Source organism: Sodalis sp. (in: enterobacteria), assembly GCF_047607725.1.
GTDB lineage: Bacteria > Pseudomonadota > Gammaproteobacteria > Enterobacterales > Enterobacteriaceae > JBLKSS01.
The window spans coordinates 1-15,730 of record NZ_JBLKSS010000139.1; the positions used below are offsets into that span (position 1 = coordinate 1).

Below are 15,730 nucleotides of genomic sequence, written 5' to 3' on the forward strand. Positions count from 1 at the left end.
AAAAGATGGCCGTCGCGCTCCTCCATATCAAAAAACAGGTCAGCCTGGCGCACCAGGTGCCCCTGCTCGGCCTCGCTCAGGATGTCATACACCCGGCGGATATCGATGCCCAGCGAAGGGTGCTCGGCCACCTGCTGGTAACGCAGATGGCGGTCATCAGCGGTCTGTGGCTGCGTCAGGGTGCGGCGGCGCAACAGCCGGCCATAAATATCGGTGAACATGCCCATTACCAGCCTCCACGGGAAAAGCCCAGCCGTCCGGGGTGACGGTCACCGGACAATGAGCGGTATTCGGTTTTCGGGCCGTGGCTCACGGCCAGCGTCCAGAGCATATGCAGCGCGTCCGGGCCGTCGTCATGGTCGGCGCGGGGAAAGTGGCGCAGCTGCTGTATCAGGGTGGTCTGGCTGGCGTGCAGCCGGATAAGCCCGTTTTCCATATGGGGCTGCAGGGTCTCGATACGTAACAGCTTGTCGGCATGGGGGATAATGGCCCGCGCCGGCACCGGGTGGCCCAGCTGCGCAGCACGCTTAATCAGCTCGGTGCGCAGAAACTCCTGAAACTGCACCGCCTCAATGCCCCAGACCAGGCAGTGGTATTCTTTTTGCAGGGCAATAATGTTACTGATAATGGCATCCGGCAGCCGCTTGCGTATCTGCGCTTCCACCACATCCAGCACGCCGGTGGTGCGATTAAAGCCGCCAACCAGCAGCGCTGACGGGTCACGGCTGGCCCCGGCCTTGCCGAGGCTGGGGTCGCAGGCCCCGTAGAAGACCCACTCGTTAAGCCGGTTGACCCAGAAATGCAGGCAGTGGGCAAACAGCGCATCTTCACCGCTGACCGGATCATTCTGGTACTCGGCATCAAAGGTGGCGTGACCGTCACGGGCGCGGATATGCATCAGGGTCAGCAGCGGACGGGCGGACCAGGAGACTTCCGCGCCTTCCTCCATCTCGGTACGGTGTGACGTATAAAAATCCTGCGCCGCGTCGGCTCCCTGGTTACGCAAGAGCTGCTCCCAGGTCTCCCACAGCGACAGATTGACCGGCCACTGGCGCGCAGGGCCTTAAAGCGCGCCTGCCGCCATAGCGGGTTATTCAGGGTGCGTGACAACACCGAGTCGTAATGCAGGATGGTGCCGATATAGACCACATCGAGTTTTGCTCCTGCGCCTCCCAGCGGCAGCACGGTTTTTCTCAGCCAGCTTTCCAGTTTGTCGCGCTGGTCCGGGTTGCGCACCTGCTCGTCGTTCTCAATATCGTCCAGTATCACCAGGTCAGGGCGGTACGGCCCGTGGCGCCGGCCGCGCAGCTTTTTACCGCTACCGGCCACCTGCACCTTGATATCGTTGCGCGTCAGGACGGTGCCCATCTGCCAGACGCGGCCCACGCCGCAGGCTTCGGGGAAGTCCGCCAGCAGCCGGGGGTTAAATTCCAGCTCGGCCTTGATGGCTTCGAGCATCGGGTACGCCTGGTCGATGGAATCCATCACCACCAGGGCATAGTGCTTGATGCCGCGCACCAGACACCACAGCACAAACAGCTGGCTGACCAGCGTTGACTTGGCTTCCCCACGCGGCGCGGCGATGGCGTCCTGCTCGCCTTTGGGGCTGGCGACGATTTGTGGCAGGCGCTGAAACAGGTAACGATGCAGTTCACTGGGGTCGGCATGACGGATATAGTGCGGAAAATAGGTCTGCACAAAATAGCGATAGCCGTTCACCGGGTGAGCCACCTGTGAACGCCGCGCCGCCATGGCCTCGGCCCCGGTATCAAAGCCCAGGCATTCGGCCTCGATGGTGCGGCGCAGGCTGGAGGCCAGCGCGGCCAGCGAGTGCTGGAATTCACGGATGGAAAATTTCGTCGCCATACAGGCTCCCTACCTCAATCGGCACACGTCGCTTATCCCTCAGCAATCTGACTCCGTCTGATAAGCATGGCCGCCTCCATGGGGCCACTCAGCATTTGCAGGGCTATCCACATCGATTCGGCGAAAACAGCGCGGTTCGTCTCGCTATCTGAAAAATTGTCGCGCACTAACGACACCAGTTTATTGACGGTGTCGATGCGCTCCTGCGTATAAAATGTTGTGTCTTTAGTCATGATGTCCCCCTTTTAAATCACGTTTAAACGCCATGATGACGCTCAGCCAGTACCGCATTAATGCGCGACACCAGGGTCTCGGCGACCGTGTCAACGCTGCCGGCAACACTCGCCAGACGTAAAAAATGCGCACCGTCGCCCAGACCGACATAGACATCCTCGCCAACAACCCTGACCACGCTGACATCGTCCGGGTCGAGGTACGCGCCCGGCAACAGCTTGACCAGCTGCTTCATGCCAGCGCCGCCTCTATCTGGGTTTTGATGCGGGTTGACGCCTGGAACGGCGTTTCGCCATAGGCGACATCCACGGTATGCACCGCACCGTCGCGCAGCTTGACAAACACCTCGCCGCCGTTGCTGACCCAGACCTTGGTGATTTCTGCCGCGATAACAGCCACGTCATCCCGGATTTCAACGAATTGATTAGCCATAATGTTTTTCCAGTACCGGCCCGAAAGCCTCAAGAATGTCAACAAACGCCGCCAGATGCCGGGGGTGTTTGTCCTGAATAAACGCCGAGAGCAGCTTCAGGGTCTCCATGGCGGTGGCCAGCTGGCTGGTCTCGGGCAGGATTTTTTTGCTGGCGGCAATCGACTTGCTCCACGCATCCGTTAAGCGTGCCAGCAGCTCAACCCGCTCTGCGGCACTCAGTGTGTCAGCCAGGTTGACCTTTTCCAGCGTCTCCTGAAACTGCGCCATCAGGCTGGTCAGGATGGCGCGAGCGATATCTTCCGGCGCGCCGCTGGCCAGCAGATGGGCGCTGCGTATCACTTCCCAGTCATCGCCATTCTCCAGCGCCTCTTTTTTCCAGCGCCGGGCCGAATGCACACTGACGCCGCACTGGATTGCCGCCAGATCCAGAGACAGGTTGCCGAACACATAGGCTCGGCGTAGTCCCTCGCGGGTGGCCTTGGGATGCGCCATTACACCCCCAGTCGCGCCCGGATCAGCGCCAGCCCGGTGGCGACCACGCCGCCGGTCACGGCACCGGCGGTAGCGYCCGCCCGTGCGCCTTTCACCTGCAGGCGGTCAAGGCGGCGGTCGATACCGTCAAGCTGGGTACGAATGGTGCGCAACTCGGTCAGCACCGGCGATATCACGTCCTGTGGCTCCATGGATAAAGCTCCTCGTTATTTGTCGGCCTTGCGGTCGAGCTTGTTATCAATACGTTGAATGCTGTCCTTGATGTCCTGCATCATGCCGGTCATCAGATGCAGATCGCGCTGTGCATCCTCACGCCGTTGATAGTCCTGCCGTACCTGGGTCAGTTCATACTGCAGGCGTCGCAGTTCTTCACTGACGCTTTTAAGCCACAGGCCGCCGAGCGCCGATAGCAGACTCAGGGCAATATTGAAGGCCAGATCAAGGCTCATCGCGCGGTCCCTCCTGTGCGCTATAAAAAGCGTTTATCGCCTGCAACTGGGCCTGCAGGGTCAGACACCAGGCCCCGTAGTCGCTGGCATGGTGCAGCAACGCCTCCGGGCCAAGCCCCTTTACGGGGGCGGCGGCATGGGTGGCMGCACCCACAGGTTGGCCGGCGGGCGCGGACAGGGAAGCATTATCGTCGGTGGGGTAGCCGAGGGCGGCGCGGTAGCGCTGCAGCCCATCAGGCCCCAGACCGGTATAAGCAGCGCCATCATGAGCCACCGCATGGGCAATACTCCTGTGTAACTGTTGGGTTTTCAGCGTCAGGGCGTGCTGTGTGGTCTCCAGCTGCGTGCTGAGCCGGTCATTGGCCCCCTGCAGCTGTTGCTGCCGGGCCAGGGCGCTTTCCAGCGCCTGTTGTGTGGCCTGCGCCTGCTGGCGTTGTCGAGCTTCACACTCGGCCTGCCGGGTGGCGAGTGTTGCCTGGGCGACCAGCCTGGCCTGCTGAGCGCCGCGCCAATAGCCTGCACCGCCAGCCAGAGCGGCAACCAGTACGACTATCCACCACGGACGGCGAATGAACTTAGTCAGTGCGAGTAACAGCGCCATCGGCCTCTCCCTGTTTACGGGCGCGCCGTCCGGCGCTAAAGCGGGCGACGCCGCCATGGGTGACCCAGGAGCCGAGATAGACCCCGAGCGTCAGGTCGGTCTCCTGACGGCTCCAGGCACAGCCCAGCACCACCAGGGAGCTAACCAGAAACGCGCCGACGATAATGACATCGGAGGTCGACAGCCGCCCCTCGGGGTTGGTGACCAGCTCGGCCAGGCGCGCCATCATGGGATCAGCTCACACAGATGGTCGCGCAGGGGCGCGAAGTCCTCGGACTCCCAGTGCGGTACCGAAAAGCCCGGACACAACTTGCTGGAAAATTCATTGTGGCCGTGCAAACTGGCCTCGGGCCAACGCACACGCAGCGTCAATACCTGGGTGCGCAGCACGGCCCACTGCGCCGACGTAAACTGGTCGGTGCCCACCAGGCAGAGACCCAGCGAGTCCTGGTTATAGCCGCGCACATGGGCACCCACTTCTTCCACGCCGCGCCCGGTCAGCAGCTGACCGTCAGCGTCAATCACCCAGTGGTAGCCGATGCTGGTCAGACCGTTATCATTGGCCGGGGCGTCACGGTGAAAACCGCGCGCCCGGTGCCAGCGGTCAATCACCTGTGCGGCGTTTTCACCGTCTCGGCCCAGAACGCGACCATTGGGCGTGGCGGCGCAGTGAATGATGATGCGATGAATGACGCGGGACATAAAAAAACCTCATGCAGAACATGAGGCTATTGTGGCGAAAGGCGGCCGGCGGTGCCGGTAACGGGGGCGTAGAGGGTAATACTCAGAACAAGGTGGGTTGCTCCGGCGGCGGCCCCGCCTGACGCTGGCGCACCAGCTCGGCCAGGAAGCAGCGGTTACGCCAGGCGCGCCACGCCTTGTCGCAGCGAGGGATATACAGCTCCTCGCCGCCAAAATGGTGCATCAGCAGCGTCACCTGCGCCGGCGTCAGCACCTCCTGCAGCAGGGCAATGCGTCGCTCCCCCGCGCCGCGCAACCCCTTGCCGATGCGAAACGGCACCCCGCCGAAATGGCGGATAAGCGCCTCGGTGGCCGGAAAGCCTATCAGGCCGGCAATCTGCTGCACCGACTCTGGCAGCAATGCCTGCACCTCGGCGTAATCGGGCTGCAGCGACGGTTGCATTACAGTCTCCCGTGCCGTTTGGCGTCCATAATCAGCATTTGCATCAGCCGGCGCACCTGCGCATCATCGAGCCATTCTACGGGCTTTTTTTCGCCCAGCATACGCGCAATCATGCCATCGAGGTAGCCCCAGGGCCGCCCGGCACTGGCGAGCAGCGCCTCAATCTTGCTGAGCATCCCCTGACGTCCCGCTGCCACACGGGGCTTGCGGCCCTGTTTGGGTAACGTGGTAAAGCCCTGGCTGCGCATATAGCGCACCACCCGCGCCAGCTCGGCGGCAGTGCAGTCCTTGGCGCTTTGCTTACCGGTCTCGCGCAGCAGGACGCCCCGGTAGGTCTCTTCATCCCAGCTGAGTTTATTTTTACCCGTATGCACCACTTTAATCAGATTTTTCATGAGCATCACTCCGAAGGTTAACCGCATGAGGATGTTGTCCCGGCGAATGTCTCTCCCTCTCACCGAAGAAAGGCACTGGGGGTAATAACCCCAGTGCGGTCAAGGCGCGCTTGCATTGGGCAAGCGGGTATTCGATGACTGACGCATAAGACTTGCCATCATCAGGAAATAATCGTTGCCAGGCGGCATGCGCTATCTTGACCTGGTGCAGGGCATCGGCCAGCGCATGATGCTTTTCCCCGTCAAACGGGATGGCGCGCGCATCAATGCCTGACAGCCGCACCAGGGTGCGCAGGTCGGCGACATCCCAGAATGACCAGGGGTAGCGGTCATTGCCCTGGTCGTCTTTTTGCGGGTCAACGCGGTCGAACCAGCTCTCCAGCAGGGCAATATCGAATACCGCGCCGTTACCCCAGGGCACACGAGGCTTGGCGCAGTGGGTGGCGATAAACGTCCGCAAGGCGCGCGCCACAACATCGGGACGTGCTTTACCGCCGAATGCCTCGTGACGGGCGTCATCGCTCTGTTTTTGCCACCACAGCAGGGTCTCTTCCTCTGGCTCACCGTATTGGCGTGCGGCCTGATAATCGATACGTTCGTAAAATGTTTGACCAACCCGCCCCGTTGCCGGCTCAAACATCACCGCCGCCACCGACAATATCGGGCAGCCGGCTTTTTTACCCAGCGTTTCGATATCGAGCATCACGTTATTCATGGGTCTGTTCATCACTTGTCCTCAATGCTGTTTTTTATAAAGCATTACCGCCTGTTTCATTTGCTGGCGAATAGCGTCTGAATAAATCATGCGTTGCCGGGCGTCATAAAAACGCAGGCTGAAGGGCACCGGAACGAGGCGTGACTCCTGCACCAGACTGCGGTCATTAAGATAATAAACACAGCGATTACCGTTATCCCTATATTCACATTTAATCACACGATATAACATGTTTATGTCCTCCCGAGCGGGTTGAGAAAAACAGGCATGACGTTTATTTGGCGCAAGCCAGCACCGGCGGATTGACGCCATTCTAAAACAGAGCATTAATGCATTATTTATTCAGCGTTTCAGTGTCAGCCACAGAATATTCGCAAAATAAGGCGCGCAATTAATTTCAACCACAGTACAGGTGGTTAAATCTTTTGCCCTGTCCAGGGTCCTTATTAAGGTGCCATTTTTTAAAATCCGGTTAGGTTGATAAATAAAAGTGGCACCGACCGGATAGCACTGATTAAACTGTTCTGCCTTCATGATTCATACCCCGGCAATATCCAGCGACAGCGGCCGATATTGCCCGGTCTCGTCGATACGCTCATAAAGGCGGATATAGCTCTTGCTGGTCACCACCTGCACCGCTTCCGCCAGTGCATCCATTGCCCGCAACCAGCGCGGGTCGGTAATATCATGGCGACGCAGCTGCAGAATACGGGCCGGATTAATATCACCGTTCTTATCGGTGGAAAACGCCTGGTCAATAATGGCCAGCCGTTCCGGGCGCGCATTCTGCGTCCATTCCGTCATGCAATCATCAATCAATGCCTTGGCGGCTTGAATACGCTCATCAAAGGTAATGCGGTCCTGCAGGACGCGGATAACCTTGTAACGGCCATCAAAGGAATACAGCGTCACATTGCCTTTTCTGCCGCCACGTTTTACCCCGTACTGCTCAATCGACAGGTCAATCAATGCCTGGATATCGACAAACGCGCGGTGTTTAAAATCTCTTAATGCCTCATGCAGCGGCCGGGCGCGCGCCACAATATCTTTAACCAGCGCGTCGCGCTCCTTATCAATGGGTTTTACCATGGCGTCGGGTATCAATACGCCTTTGGCGTCCTGCCAGTAGCCGGCAGGTACTGTATTGTCATGTAAGTTAGTGGACATGGGGGACTCATTTAATCCTGTTTTCGTTTTCACCGATTTCAGAGAAATACATCTCTATCAGTTTAAGTAATAGGCGTGCACATTTATCTTCATGTGGTGTAACCTTTTTTTGTTTAGCACGGACATTCGCATGAGTGCCTTTTTCATCATCCAGAAGAGTCACTGTTATTTTAATTGGCATGATAACCTCAATGTAATGACGCTGACCAAATCACCCGGCACCCACCTTTCATAAATGCCCCTTGCTTAAAACCACCCTGTGCGTTTTTGCCCACGGTGATATAATCCGCCTGCCCCTGTTTTAATAACTGCTCACAGAACGGATGGTGTTCAATACGGATAACGGGTTTGCAATTATGCAATATCACGCTTTTTACGCTCACGCCTCTTATCGTCAAATAACGAATAACGGCTTCTGCCTGCGTCATCGCGGCGATAAGATGATTGTTAGTCGATGCCGCTTTATGATGGACTGACATACTTTCCTCCTTCAATGAATTAGCATTTCTGCATAGCGGTCGATTAACGTCACGGAAATCCCCTGATTGCCGATAGCGCTTGTCCGGGCCACCCCGCGCGCCAGTTTAAACAGGCGGCGATAATTGTCCCGTGAATGCTTGCGAAAGGCGGCGGCAATCTCCGGCGCAAGCGGCTCGCCCGATGCTTCACCGTTCGATAACAGGCTGCCCAGAATGGCACTGAAATCCTCGGCTTCACTTTCTTTCTTACGAGATTCCAGGTCTAACGCCATACCCACCCGGCTATAGAGCTGGGCGTACTCCCCGCGAGAGCCTTTCAGATTGAGCAGCAGGCGCGGCATGCCCGCCAGCACAATGGCCACCCCGGAACGGTCGTGAATGCGGCGCAGGACCTCAAGCGCCCTGTAGGGCAGCAGTTCAGCCTCGTCAACCAGCACCAGCCAGTGCTTGTCACGCAGCCCCTGCACACACTCCTCGACCAGCTCATGAATATTGCCGGTTTTTCGCAGACCCAGCCGGGCGCACAGCGCCTGCAATAACACCTTGGCGGTATAGCCGGGGTCGGCTTCAATCAGGATGACGCCTTATATTGGCGCTGTTGGCGCGCACATACTCCTTCAGCACCATGCTTTTTCCCATGCCTGCCGGGCCGTATATCACGCCGATATCGCCGAAGTCGTGCGTGGCACTAATCAGGTCCAGCGCCACCCTGGCCAGATGGGTCGGCACAAAATGCACCTTGATATCCCGCCGGTGGGCGCGCTCTGTCGCGCGGTCAAGAAAATCCCGCAGCGTACCCTCGACGTTATCAATATTGCCGTTGTAGACCCCCTTTAAATATTGTGAAATGGTCGCGCTGCTTAATCCGGTTTTATCGGCCACCTTGCGCTGGGTGTAGCCTGACCGTTCCATCAGCTGGAAAATACGTTCTCGCGTTGTCATACAATATATCCTTACCGGTTATTACCGACCTGCTTGATATCGTGCTCATATTCAGATTCAAATAAATACACCTTCTCTTTTTCAGGTGCCGACACCTTGGGTATCAGCAGGCTGTAATCGCTTTCCCTGGGCGCATCAATCACCGGGCGTAATTCGTCTTTCGCATCCTGAATCTTGCTTTCGGCCAGTTTAATGCGACGCTTGGCGCGCACCTCCAGCGCTTTTTCCACCCGCGAGACCGGCACCGGCGAGGCCGTATTGCCATTCCAGAGCGCAGTACAGAGATAAGCGCCGTCCATTTGGCGAATAATCACTTCGTCCGGATTATGGATATCGTAGGCCACCCTTACCGTCTGGCGGTCTACCTCAATCAGCTCCCTGGCAAAATACTGGTTATTCAACAGTTCAACCCAGCCGCGCTGGGCCACGCGTTTCTCTTCCGGCATAAACATCTCGCGCAGCTCGCCCGGCGTCAGGTATTCAATGTTGTCTCCTTCCTCAGCCAGCAGGGCCTTGCGGTAAGCAGCCGGCGTCATCGACTTGCCGTTGACCTTCGGCAGTGCGCTGTGCTCGTGGCTGTGGTTATAGCGCTGCACCTCCTCCTCGATGGCGTCTATCAGCTGCCGCCAGCTGGGCAATATCGCCAGCGTTTTTTGCTGAACAGGATTCAACTCCTTACCCTGACGCAAGGCATTCGACAGACTCAGCAGTTTTTGCCCCTGTACCCGCACCCCGTTGGGGTCAGCGCTTAGCCCGTTATAGGTCTGAAAGCGCAGAGCCAGACGACGAGGGAGAACCCCGTTAAGCCGCTCAATAATGCCCCGCGCCTGGGGATTGCCGGGGAGACCGGTAATATGCTCAATGCCCAGCCGGGGGAAAATCCCGGTGATATCCGCATCCAGCATCTTGTTGGTCTCACCACCGCCGTTATCGGAGTAGGCAAACAGCGGCTTGCCGTGGTGCTGGATGGCATAACGCCACGCATCGGCCACCGCGATGGCGTTCTCCGCCAGTGACAGGCTCCAGCCCACCAGATAGCAGGTGCGCCCATCGAGCACCAAAGTCAGCTCAGGGGTAAAGGGTCTCCCGTGTATCGGATGCGCCACTTTCATGTTCAGCGACTTGCCATCGGCTATCCAGCAGCCGTTCACCGGCATCTGCGCCCAATCCCGCTGCTGGTAAACCTGATACGCCTTAAGCGCCGAGCCGGTAACCCTGCCCTTGACCCTTCGGTTAGGCGCAACCCGCTTGACCATGCGATTGACCTTGTCGTAGGTCAGCAGGGCCGCCAGCATGGCAGGCTGGTCATGGTATTTGCCCTGCCAGTCTTCCTGAAATGCACGGTAGGCTTCCAGCACCGTCGGGCCACAGGCCCGGGCATAATGCGGCCAGAACAGGGCGTAAAACCACGTCATGTCTTCGGGACGCTGCTTCTTCGGCTGACCGGGAGCCAGTATCGCCAGACGCTCCTGGGGCCACTCAGCACTGAGATAGAGACTCACCCATTCCTGCAGGCTGCTTTTGCCCACCCCTTGCCGGGTGCGGCCCTTTTTGGCGTTGGCCAGCGTGGCGGCGCGCTGCAGGGCCTCGAGCAATGTGCCGGTCTTTGACTCCTCGGCGATAAAGGTCACCGCCGCAATGCGGGTCATGCCGGCCTGCTGTAACCGGATCACTTCCTGTGCCAGCATCATGCGCGCATCGGCAATCTGCTTCTGGTGATCGTTCAGGGCCTGCACCTTGCGGTCAAGCAGGGCCGGACATTGGCGCATGATCGCCAGCTCATCACGCGACTTGATGGCGGCGCTGTGCTTGACCGACTCATCAACCGGCTGGGCCGGGGCCTGCGCTATTAAAGATTTATAGTGCCGCTGTTTGATGATCTCGCGAGCTTGCTCTGGTAAACAATCGATGTGGTACTCGAAAGCCTTGGTGCCCGAACGCTTACGGACTAAATCGGGTGAATTTGCAGTCCGCTTATTCAATGACCAGCGAAGTCCCTGCAAAGTGCCAGGCAATCCGGGTAAACCGACTAACTCACTCACCGTAACAAACATAATTACGACACCTTGCTCACATAACGACTCGGCCAAATGCTGGCCGGATCCACATTGAGTGCATTAGCGATAATGCGTTCACCTTTGGGATAGGGACGATATAGCGCGTTTTTTAACGTGCTGGACGCCAGCCCCGAGCCACGGGAGAGATCTTGCATGGTGATCCCCTTCTTATGCAGGGAGGCCACGATATCAATCCGGTGCCAGTCACGATGATTCACTTCATTTCTATCTATCATTCGATTACCCTAAAAAGTTAACCATGCAGGTAAGTCATGGGGCTTACCTCTACTGCAAGTATTGATCTTGATTGGAATCAAATAAAGCAAAAAGTTAGCTTTATTTGACTCTTTTTGTGGTCAATGCGCGCAATTTTTTTAATCCTTTTGAATCAATAGATTAAGTGAAAAGAAAATGACAGATGAAAAAACAAATGAATTTGCTTTTGATGGGGGGAGCAAAGAAAGCTTTAGAGAGCGTTTAAAGATGCTGATTGGTGAACGCAGTATCCGTGCTGTTGCCAGGTGCTGGGGGTTATCTTTTTCTACATTAAATAATTACTTGAACAAAGGAACTGAGCCGTCCTTTACTGCAATACGGAGCATTGCATATAAGGAGCAAATCAGCCTTGACTGGCTAGCATTTGGATCATATGACAAGTTATCTAATAACTTAAAAGCTAGATCTGGAAAAACGGGGATAGATGATAATGGTGGTAAGTTAATGACTGCATGGCTCATGGTGCTTGATTCACTTGATGCGCAAGAAGCTCAAGCTATCTTGAGGATTATCCATAGGAAAGGGATTGAAGGAGTTATTTCGGCTTGTATGAAAACTGATACTACCAATGAAAATAATATCACTAGCAATGTTGAAAGAGCGTTGCTTGAACTCCCTCCCGAAGAGCAGGAGCGCCTAATGGCCTTACACGAAGCTAAAAAGGGGGCCGCACCTCAAGAGAATCAAATAGAAGACGTAACAAGCTTAGGCTATAAGAAAAGCGGAGTAGCCTAAGTAAATACTACGCTATTGCATGCTAAATTTATCATACTTAATTTAATGTTTTATATAATTATTTTTATTTAAAGATTATGCTCAAAAGGCGTTTAAACGGCTTTCAAACTTACTCAAACTACAACCAATTCAGTCCAGAATATAGTGCAAAAAAATCATTTTCTGATCATTTTTTTGCAATGAGTCCAGAATCCTTAAAATCGTTGTAAGCCGCGCCAATAAAGGGCTTACGACTAATCCAACGTTCCCTTTGATAGTCCAGAAATGCTTGCCACCCCACAATATCGCCGCGCTCACCGCCGTGATAATCACCCCGCTCGGGCTAATTATCGGCACCACCGCCGGATATCTCGGCGGCTGGGTGGATACGGTGTTGATGCGTCTGGTGGATATTTTCCTGGCGTTTCCCAGCTTGATTTTGGCATTGGCGTTTGTCGCCGCGCTGGGTCCCGGCCTTGAGAACACGATTATCGCTATCGCGCTCTCCTCGTGGCCGCCGATTGCGCGCCTGGCGCGGGCGGAAACGCTATCGATTCGCAAAATGGACTATATCGCGGCGATACGGCTAAAGGGAGCGTCCTCCTAGCATATCATCCTGCACCATCTGATGCCGATGTGCCTGCCCTCGGTGGTGGTGCGCGTCACGCTGAATATGGCCGCCATTATCCTGACCGCGGCGGGGCTGGGTTTCCTCGGCCTGGGCGCGCAGGCACCCAGCCCGGAGTGGGGCGCCATGCTCTCTTCGGGACGGGAATTTATGATGAATCACGGCTGGATCGCGGCAATCCTCGGTTTGGCCATTCTGTTTACCAGTCTGGCTTTCAACCTGTTAGGTGATGGCCTGCGCGACGTGATGGATCTCCGCCATGAATGATCTTCTGCTGGACGTCGAAAATCTTAATGTGGTGTTTAAAGGCGCTTATCAGGACCACTCCGCGGTGCGAAATGTGTCATTCACCGTCGGGCGGGGAAAAGTGGCCATCGTAGGGGAATCCGGCTCGGGTAAATCCCAGACCTGTCGGGCGCTGCTCAAGCTGACGCCCAAAGTCGGCCGTATCAGCGCCGACAAAATGCGTTTTGGCGATGTCGATTTGCTCAACGCCAGCGAGAAACAGATGCGCCGCATCCGCGGCAATCGTATTTCCATGGTATTCAGGACCCGAAATTTTCCCTTAACCCGCTGATGCGGATCGGCCATCAAATTACCGAAGCCTACCGTTTGCATACGCGCGTGAGTCAAAAAGACGCCCGGGACAAAGCCTTGGCGATGCTGGAATCCATGCATATCCGCGAAGCGGAACAGGTATTCCGGCTCTACCCCCATGAAATTTCGGGCGGCATGGGGCAAAGGGTGATGATTGCGATGATGCTTATCCCCGAGCCGGATCTTATCATCGCCGATGAGCCCACCAGCGCGCTGGACGTTACCGTGCGTCAACAGGTACTGACCATCCTTGATGAACAACTGGCGCGGCACAACACCGGTTTACTGTTTATCACCCATGACCTCAATCTGGTGTCGCGCTTTTGTCACCGGGTGCTGGTGATGTATGCCGGCCGCATCGTCGAGGAGATCGCGGCGGCGCAGCTGGAGCACGCTTGCCATCCTTATACCCGGGCATTACTCGACAGTCAGCCGCGTCTGCGCCATCCGGTGGCGACGCTTAGCGTCCCCGCACGCGATCCGGCCTGGCTGGACGGCCCGAGCTACCGTTATGGTGTCGCCCTATGAATGTGATTCCCAGCGCACAGCGCAGTATTGAAACCCTGGCATTAAGCATCGCCTTCGGCGAGGGACGTCAGCGCCGTCAGGTGGTCGACAACGTCAATATTCTCTTGGGACAAGGAGAAAGCTATGGCCTTATCGGTGAATCCGGCTGCGGCAAATCAACCCTCCTGCGCGCGTTGGCGGGCCTGAATCACCATTATCAAGGGCATATATCCTGCTTAACAACCGCGAGCAGCAGCACCGGCGCGACAAAGGCTTCTACCGGGATGTCCAGATGGTGTTCCAAGATCCCTATGCCTCGTTACATCCGCGCAAAATAGTATGGAATACTTTGCGAGAGCCGTTACAACTACAGGGGCTGGAGCGCCATGAGGCGCACATTAGCGAAGTGCTGAACGCCGTCGGCCTGTCAGACGCTTTTCGTTACCGCTATCCCCATCAACTTTCCGGCGGCCAGCGCCAGCGGGTGGCCATCGCCCGCGCGCTGATCCTGGAGCCGTCGATCCTGCTGGATGAGCCCACTTCAGCGCTGGACGTTTCTGTGCAGGCGGAGATCCTCAATTTGCTGAGTCAAATGCGCCGGCAGCGTCGATTGACCTATCTCCTCGTCACACACGATTTGGCGGTGGTGGCACACTTATGCGACAGGATCGGCATCATGTATCAGGGTAGACTTCTGGAGGAATTCACCGCCGGCGCCCGGCGACAACTGGTGCTACAACAACTGGGACTTCAACGCCCTCGGCAGCGTATGGCGCCAGCTGACCGGTGAGGCTATCCACGACGCCTTCGCGCGGCAGATAGCCGGCCCCATCGGCATGGAGGATTTTCGTCCCGCGCAGGATGGCGCCATGGAACCCGGGGATTTCTCGGACCACCCCGCCTATCCCTTTCGTCTCTCAAACCGTGACCTGCTTCGGTTCGGCCAGTTATTTTTGCAGCAGGGGACATGGGACGATCGGCAGGTGATACCGGCGCACTGGGTCCGCAGCAGCACGCTTCCCATCTCCCACGCCGGCTGCCGCGGCGCGTACGGCGCGATGTGGTGGGTCACGCGTGCCGGCGTCGCCTGGCCGGGGGTAATACTCCCCGATGGCAGCTATTCGGCGCGCGGCGCAGCGATCATTTTTGCCTGGTGATGCCGTCGATGGCCTTAGTCATCGTCCATCGTGTAGACACCGATACGCCTGGAAAAGAGGTGAGCCGTTTTCAAACCGGCCGGCTTCTACAACTGCTTATTGACACGCTCAACTCAAGGGACATTTTATCATGACCGTAATCGAGACTCTCGCCGCGTGGTGCGCGCAACCCAAAACGTTTACGCCGCAGGCCCGAAACCTGGCGATGGAGGCCATTACCGATACGCTGGCCTGTCTTTACGCGGGGCGAGATGATTTCTCCACCCGCGCCGTAAGCGATGCCTGGACAGTGCCCTACCGCTCCCCCACCGTTCAGGCCTTGATTAATGCAACCGCGGCGCACGCCATTGATTAGGACGATAACTTCGCCCCGGGCATGAGCCATGCTTCAGCGGTGCTGGTACCCGCGCTGCTGGCGGTGGCTCTGGCGGACCGGCGCGAAGGTGCGGCATTGATCGACGCTTACCTGATCGGCCTGCAGGCCCAGGCGTGGATCGGTGAAACAGTAGAGCGATCCCATTACACCACCGGGTGGCATGGCACACCTCCACCGTGGGATGTATCGGTACAGCCGCAGGCGTGGCCTGGCTGATGGGGTTAGACGAAGCCGACATTGCGCTCGCGCTCAGTATCGCGGTAAGCCTGGCCAGCGGCGTAAAAGGGCAATTCGGTACACCGCTAAAACCGTTTCACGCCGGCATGGTGCAGATTCCGACGTATCCGATCATCTGTTCCAGCGACATCCGATCAGTTATTCCGATATTTTCCGATCACCCATTCCAGTGATATTCGATCACGTGTTCGCTCATCTTCTGACTCGGTTTTAGTCTATTTTTCCTGTGCTGGCTACTCCTTGCTCTTTGCGTAGTGATTCGCC

The 15,730-nt window shown here is 57.0% G+C and carries 21 protein-coding genes and 6 pseudogenes; 6 read left to right on the plus strand and 21 right to left on the minus strand.

All coding sequences use genetic code 11. The annotated features are described in order from the left end of the window. From ACMX3H_RS12720 to ACMX3H_RS12820, 21 genes and pseudogenes are all read right to left on the minus strand, one after another. A partial coding sequence (locus ACMX3H_RS12720; RefSeq protein ID WP_415211099.1) for a DUF935 family protein occupies nucleotides 1-227 on the minus strand: 227 nt, incomplete at its 3' end. After that, a pseudogene (gene terL / locus ACMX3H_RS12725) lies at nucleotides 227-1,866 on the minus strand (phage terminase large subunit). The pseudogene terL and the gene ACMX3H_RS12720, both read right to left, overlap by 1 nt. 32 nt (nucleotides 1,867-1,898) lie before the next feature. Next, nucleotides 1,899-2,099: a hypothetical protein gene (locus ACMX3H_RS12730; RefSeq protein WP_415211100.1), complete on the minus strand. Its 201-nt coding sequence runs from the start codon at nucleotides 2,097-2,099 to the stop codon at nucleotides 1,899-1,901. A gap of 23 nt (nucleotides 2,100-2,122) precedes the next feature. Next, complete coding sequence (locus ACMX3H_RS12735) at nucleotides 2,123-2,335, minus strand: hypothetical protein (RefSeq protein WP_415211101.1); 213 nt, start codon at nucleotides 2,333-2,335, stop codon at nucleotides 2,123-2,125. Beyond that, nucleotides 2,332-2,532 carry a hypothetical protein gene (locus ACMX3H_RS12740; protein WP_415211102.1) on the minus strand — a complete coding sequence of 67 codons (201 nt, stop codon included), beginning with the start codon at nucleotides 2,530-2,532 and terminating at the stop codon, nucleotides 2,332-2,334. Before ACMX3H_RS12740 ends, ACMX3H_RS12735 begins: the two co-directional genes overlap by 4 nt. Continuing rightward, a complete protein-coding gene (locus tag ACMX3H_RS12745) occupies nucleotides 2,525-3,025 on the minus strand; it encodes a DUF1804 family protein (RefSeq protein WP_415211103.1) in 501 nt (166 codons plus the stop codon). The genes ACMX3H_RS12740 and ACMX3H_RS12745 overlap by 8 nt, the downstream gene beginning before the upstream one ends. Next, nucleotides 3,025-3,216 (minus strand): hypothetical protein, encoded by a 192-nt coding sequence (locus tag ACMX3H_RS12750; RefSeq protein WP_415211104.1) that lies wholly within the window; start codon nucleotides 3,214-3,216, stop codon nucleotides 3,025-3,027. Before ACMX3H_RS12750 ends, ACMX3H_RS12745 begins: the two co-directional genes overlap by 1 nt. Before the next feature lie 15 nt (nucleotides 3,217-3,231). Beyond that, complete coding sequence (locus ACMX3H_RS12755) at nucleotides 3,232-3,474, minus strand: hypothetical protein (protein WP_415211105.1); 243 nt, start codon at nucleotides 3,472-3,474, stop codon at nucleotides 3,232-3,234. Further along, on the minus strand, nucleotides 3,464-4,075 hold the full coding sequence (locus ACMX3H_RS12760) for a hypothetical protein (RefSeq protein WP_415211106.1): 612 nt from the start codon (nucleotides 4,073-4,075) through the stop codon (nucleotides 3,464-3,466). The genes ACMX3H_RS12755 and ACMX3H_RS12760 overlap by 11 nt, the downstream gene beginning before the upstream one ends. Continuing rightward, on the minus strand, nucleotides 4,050-4,304 hold the full coding sequence (locus ACMX3H_RS12765; protein ID WP_345996105.1) for a hypothetical protein: 255 nt from the start codon (nucleotides 4,302-4,304) through the stop codon (nucleotides 4,050-4,052). The genes ACMX3H_RS12760 and ACMX3H_RS12765 overlap by 26 nt, the downstream gene beginning before the upstream one ends. Further along, on the minus strand, nucleotides 4,301-4,777 hold the full coding sequence (locus tag ACMX3H_RS12770; RefSeq protein ID WP_415211107.1) for an N-acetylmuramoyl-L-alanine amidase: 477 nt from the start codon (nucleotides 4,775-4,777) through the stop codon (nucleotides 4,301-4,303). Before ACMX3H_RS12770 ends, ACMX3H_RS12765 begins: the two co-directional genes overlap by 4 nt. 82 nt (nucleotides 4,778-4,859) lie before the next feature. Continuing rightward, complete coding sequence (locus ACMX3H_RS12775; RefSeq protein WP_415211108.1) at nucleotides 4,860-5,219, minus strand: hypothetical protein; 360 nt, start codon at nucleotides 5,217-5,219, stop codon at nucleotides 4,860-4,862. After that, a complete protein-coding gene (locus ACMX3H_RS12780) occupies nucleotides 5,219-5,614 on the minus strand; it encodes a gp16 family protein (RefSeq protein WP_415211109.1) in 396 nt (131 codons plus the stop codon). Before ACMX3H_RS12780 ends, ACMX3H_RS12775 begins: the two co-directional genes overlap by 1 nt. After that, entirely contained in the window at nucleotides 5,598-6,341 is a 744-nt protein-coding gene (locus ACMX3H_RS12785) for a 3'-5' exonuclease (protein ID WP_415211110.1), read from the minus strand. Before ACMX3H_RS12785 ends, ACMX3H_RS12780 begins: the two co-directional genes overlap by 17 nt. Before the next feature lie 330 nt (nucleotides 6,342-6,671). Further along, nucleotides 6,672-6,863, minus strand: a complete 192-nt coding sequence (locus tag ACMX3H_RS12790; protein WP_415211111.1) for a hypothetical protein — start codon at nucleotides 6,861-6,863, stop codon at nucleotides 6,672-6,674. A gap of 3 nt (nucleotides 6,864-6,866) precedes the next feature. Then, nucleotides 6,867-7,496 carry a DUF3164 family protein gene (locus ACMX3H_RS12795; RefSeq protein ID WP_415211112.1) on the minus strand — a complete coding sequence of 210 codons (630 nt, stop codon included), beginning with the start codon at nucleotides 7,494-7,496 and terminating at the stop codon, nucleotides 6,867-6,869. Between the two features lie 7 nt (nucleotides 7,497-7,503). Then, a complete protein-coding gene (locus ACMX3H_RS12800) occupies nucleotides 7,504-7,677 on the minus strand; it encodes a hypothetical protein (protein ID WP_415211113.1) in 174 nt (57 codons plus the stop codon). 7 nt (nucleotides 7,678-7,684) lie between these two features. Then, the gene (locus tag ACMX3H_RS12805; RefSeq protein WP_415211114.1) at nucleotides 7,685-7,975 is read right to left on the minus strand and encodes a hypothetical protein; all 291 of its coding nucleotides are present in this window, start codon (nucleotides 7,973-7,975) and stop codon (nucleotides 7,685-7,687) included. A gap of 11 nt (nucleotides 7,976-7,986) precedes the next feature. Further along, nucleotides 7,987-8,917 (minus strand): annotated as a pseudogene (locus tag ACMX3H_RS12810) (AAA family ATPase). An 11-nt stretch (nucleotides 8,918-8,928) separates the two neighbouring features. Beyond that, entirely contained in the window at nucleotides 8,929-10,971 is a 2,043-nt protein-coding gene (locus tag ACMX3H_RS12815; protein ID WP_415211115.1) for a Mu transposase C-terminal domain-containing protein, read from the minus strand. Nucleotides 10,972-10,973: 2 nt separating this feature from the next. Next, the gene (locus tag ACMX3H_RS12820) at nucleotides 10,974-11,210 is read right to left on the minus strand and encodes a helix-turn-helix domain-containing protein (protein ID WP_345996409.1); all 237 of its coding nucleotides are present in this window, start codon (nucleotides 11,208-11,210) and stop codon (nucleotides 10,974-10,976) included. Nucleotides 11,211-11,385: 175 nt separating this feature from the next. Between ACMX3H_RS12820 and ACMX3H_RS12825 the strand changes: the two genes are divergently transcribed. From ACMX3H_RS12825 to ACMX3H_RS12850, 6 genes and pseudogenes are all read left to right on the plus strand, one after another. Beyond that, on the plus strand, nucleotides 11,386-11,985 hold the full coding sequence (locus ACMX3H_RS12825; RefSeq protein ID WP_415211116.1) for a helix-turn-helix domain-containing protein: 600 nt from the start codon (nucleotides 11,386-11,388) through the stop codon (nucleotides 11,983-11,985). Nucleotides 11,986-12,268: 283 nt separating this feature from the next. Further along, nucleotides 12,269-12,859: pseudogene (locus tag ACMX3H_RS12830) on the plus strand (ABC transporter permease); the annotation flags it as partial. Then, nucleotides 12,852-13,717: pseudogene (locus tag ACMX3H_RS12835) on the plus strand (ABC transporter ATP-binding protein). The pseudogenes ACMX3H_RS12830 and ACMX3H_RS12835, both read left to right, overlap by 8 nt. Then, nucleotides 13,714-14,486, plus strand: a pseudogene (locus ACMX3H_RS12840) (ABC transporter ATP-binding protein). Before ACMX3H_RS12835 ends, ACMX3H_RS12840 begins: the two co-directional pseudogenes overlap by 4 nt. Then, nucleotides 14,377-14,853: a serine hydrolase gene (locus ACMX3H_RS12845; RefSeq protein ID WP_415211117.1), complete on the plus strand. Its 477-nt coding sequence runs from the start codon at nucleotides 14,377-14,379 to the stop codon at nucleotides 14,851-14,853. Before ACMX3H_RS12840 ends, ACMX3H_RS12845 begins: the two are co-directional and overlap by 110 nt. A gap of 130 nt (nucleotides 14,854-14,983) precedes the next feature. Next, nucleotides 14,984-15,552, plus strand: a pseudogene (locus ACMX3H_RS12850) (MmgE/PrpD family protein); the annotation flags it as partial. Nucleotides 15,553-15,730 lie beyond the last annotated feature (178 nt).

Coding starts and splice junctions, on each gene's coding strand:
- ACMX3H_RS12730 (WP_415211100.1), bottom strand. CDS start 2,099: ATGACTAAAGACACAACATTTTATACGCAGGAGCGCATCGACACCGTC.
- ACMX3H_RS12735 (WP_415211101.1), bottom strand. CDS start 2,335: ATGAAGCAGCTGGTCAAGCTGTTGCCGGGCGCGTACCTCGACCCGGAC.
- ACMX3H_RS12740 (WP_415211102.1), bottom strand. CDS start 2,532: ATGGCTAATCAATTCGTTGAAATCCGGGATGACGTGGCTGTTATCGCG.
- ACMX3H_RS12745 (WP_415211103.1), bottom strand. CDS start 3,025: ATGGCGCATCCCAAGGCCACCCGCGAGGGACTACGCCGAGCCTATGTG.
- ACMX3H_RS12755 (WP_415211105.1), bottom strand. CDS start 3,474: ATGAGCCTTGATCTGGCCTTCAATATTGCCCTGAGTCTGCTATCGGCG.
- ACMX3H_RS12765 (WP_345996105.1), bottom strand. CDS start 4,304: ATGATGGCGCGCCTGGCCGAGCTGGTCACCAACCCCGAGGGGCGGCTG.
- ACMX3H_RS12770 (WP_415211107.1), bottom strand. CDS start 4,777: ATGTCCCGCGTCATTCATCGCATCATCATTCACTGCGCCGCCACGCCC.
- ACMX3H_RS12775 (WP_415211108.1), bottom strand. CDS start 5,219: ATGCAACCGTCGCTGCAGCCCGATTACGCCGAGGTGCAGGCATTGCTG.
- ACMX3H_RS12780 (WP_415211109.1), bottom strand. CDS start 5,614: ATGAAAAATCTGATTAAAGTGGTGCATACGGGTAAAAATAAACTCAGC.
- ACMX3H_RS12785 (WP_415211110.1), bottom strand. CDS start 6,341: ATGAACAGACCCATGAATAACGTGATGCTCGATATCGAAACGCTGGGT.
- ACMX3H_RS12790 (WP_415211111.1), bottom strand. CDS start 6,863: ATGAAGGCAGAACAGTTTAATCAGTGCTATCCGGTCGGTGCCACTTTT.
- ACMX3H_RS12795 (WP_415211112.1), bottom strand. CDS start 7,496: ATGTCCACTAACTTACATGACAATACAGTACCTGCCGGCTACTGGCAG.
- ACMX3H_RS12800 (WP_415211113.1), bottom strand. CDS start 7,677: ATGCCAATTAAAATAACAGTGACTCTTCTGGATGATGAAAAAGGCACT.
- ACMX3H_RS12805 (WP_415211114.1), bottom strand. CDS start 7,975: ATGTCAGTCCATCATAAAGCGGCATCGACTAACAATCATCTTATCGCC.
- ACMX3H_RS12815 (WP_415211115.1), bottom strand. CDS start 10,971: ATGTTTGTTACGGTGAGTGAGTTAGTCGGTTTACCCGGATTGCCTGGC.
- ACMX3H_RS12820 (WP_345996409.1), bottom strand. CDS start 11,210: ATGATAGATAGAAATGAAGTGAATCATCGTGACTGGCACCGGATTGAT.
- ACMX3H_RS12825 (WP_415211116.1), top strand. CDS start 11,386: ATGACAGATGAAAAAACAAATGAATTTGCTTTTGATGGGGGGAGCAAA.